The 1,615-nt window shown below is 74.4% G+C and carries 2 protein-coding genes; both read right to left on the bottom strand.

Translation table 11 applies throughout. The annotated features are described in order from the left end of the window. Positions 1-56 precede the first annotated feature (56 nt). On the bottom strand, positions 57-1,094 hold the full coding sequence (locus tag LJ221_RS09990; protein WP_241715496.1) for an adenosine deaminase: 1,038 nt from the start codon (positions 1,092-1,094) through the stop codon (positions 57-59). Positions 1,095-1,197: 103 nt separating this feature from the next. Further along, a partial coding sequence (locus tag LJ221_RS09985; RefSeq protein WP_241715495.1) for a phosphatase PAP2 family protein occupies positions 1,198-1,615 on the bottom strand: 418 nt, incomplete at its 5' end.

Below are 1,615 nucleotides of genomic sequence, written 5' to 3'. Positions count from 1 at the left end.
GAACACCACCGCACACCGCATCAGACGGAAAGCCGTAGCGGCCGCGGCGACCGACGTCAGCCCCGCCAGGAGGCCAGGTACGCGTCGATCTCGGCCAGCAGGGACGACTTGACCTGCGCGGTCGCGAACGAGGCGGTCACGGCGTTCCTCGCCAGCTCCGCCACCCCGGCCGCGTCCAGCCCCAGCAGCCGGGCGGCGATCCCGTACTCGGTGCACAGGTCGGTGCCGAACATCGGCGGGTCGTCGCTGTTGACGGTGACCAGCACCCCGGCCTTGACCATCTCCGCGATCGGGTGCTCGTCCAGCGAGCCCACGGCGCGGGTGGCGACGTTGGAGGTCGGGCAGACCTCCAGCGGGACACGGTGCTCGGCCAGGTACGCCAGCAGCTCCGGGTCGCGTACGGAACTGGTGCCGTGCCCGATGCGCTCGGCGCGCAGGAAGTCCAGCGCGTCCCGGACGGTCCGCGGCCCGGTGGTCTCGCCCGCGTGCGGGACGCTGCGCAGACCCTCGGCGATCGCGCGGTCGAAGTACGGCTTGAACTGCGGGCGCGGCACTCCCACCTCCGGACCGCCCAGCCCGAAGGAGACCAGGCCCTCGGGGCGCAGCTCGCAGGCCAGCCGGGTGGTCTCCTCGGCTGCCGTCGGCCCCGCCTCGCCGGGTATGTCGAAGCACCACCGCAGGGTGACGCCCAGCTCGGCGGCCGCGGCCCGGCGGGCGTCCTCGATGGCCTCCATGAAGGCGCGCTCGGGTATGCCGCGCCGCGTCGAGCTGTAGGGGGTGACGGTCAGCTCCGCGTAGCGGATGTTCTGGCGGGCCATGTCCCGGGCGACCTCGTAGGTCAGCAGCCGGACATCCTCGGCGTCGCGGATCAGGTCGACCACGGAGAGGTAGACCTCGATGAAGTGGGCGAAGTCACTGAAGGTGAAGAACTCCGCCAGGGCCTCCTCGTCGGCCGGGACCGCGGAGTTCGGGTGCCGGGCGGCCAGCTCGGCCACGATGCGGGGGGAGGCCGATCCGACGTGGTGGACGTGGAGTTCGGCCTTGGGGAGGCCGGCGATGAACGAGGACAGGTCACCGCTGCCGGGGCTGGGCAAGATTCCTCCAGATGGACGGGGGCGCGCTCATGGTAGGCGGAGGCCGGGCGCGGCGCACGCACGCCTGCGATGGCCCGACATGTGAAGGGGAGGGGCCATGCCTTCACAGCACGTCCCGGGAGCCGTCCGGCGGTCCCGTGCGATCGCCGCCCCCGCCGGACCCGCCGGGAGCGGTGAGGACGGCGGCCAGCAGCGGCACGCCCAGACACCAGCTGCCCAGCACGTCCAGCGGCCAGTGGTACCCCCGCCACACCAGTCCCGCGCCCACCGCGGCGCACACCAGCACGGCCGCCGCCGGCAGCGCCCACCGGGCCCATCGCAGCCGCGCGCGGACGCGGGGCAGCACCAGCAGCGCGACCGCACCGTAGGCGACCACGGCCGTCGCCGCGTGGCCGGAGGGGAAGTAGCCGGTGCCGCCGAGTGGACCGGGCCGGCCGGTCAGCGCTTTCAGCGGCGCCACCAGGAGCGGTACGGCGGCCATCGCCGCGGCGGCCGCCGGGACCGCCGGCGGCGGGCGGCGG

It is taken from the genome of Streptomyces sp. CNQ085 (assembly GCF_022614595.1).
Taxonomy (GTDB): domain Bacteria; phylum Actinomycetota; class Actinomycetes; order Streptomycetales; family Streptomycetaceae; genus Streptomyces.
Note: the sequence above shows the minus strand (reverse complement) of the source record. Positions and strands in the feature narration are given on the sequence as shown.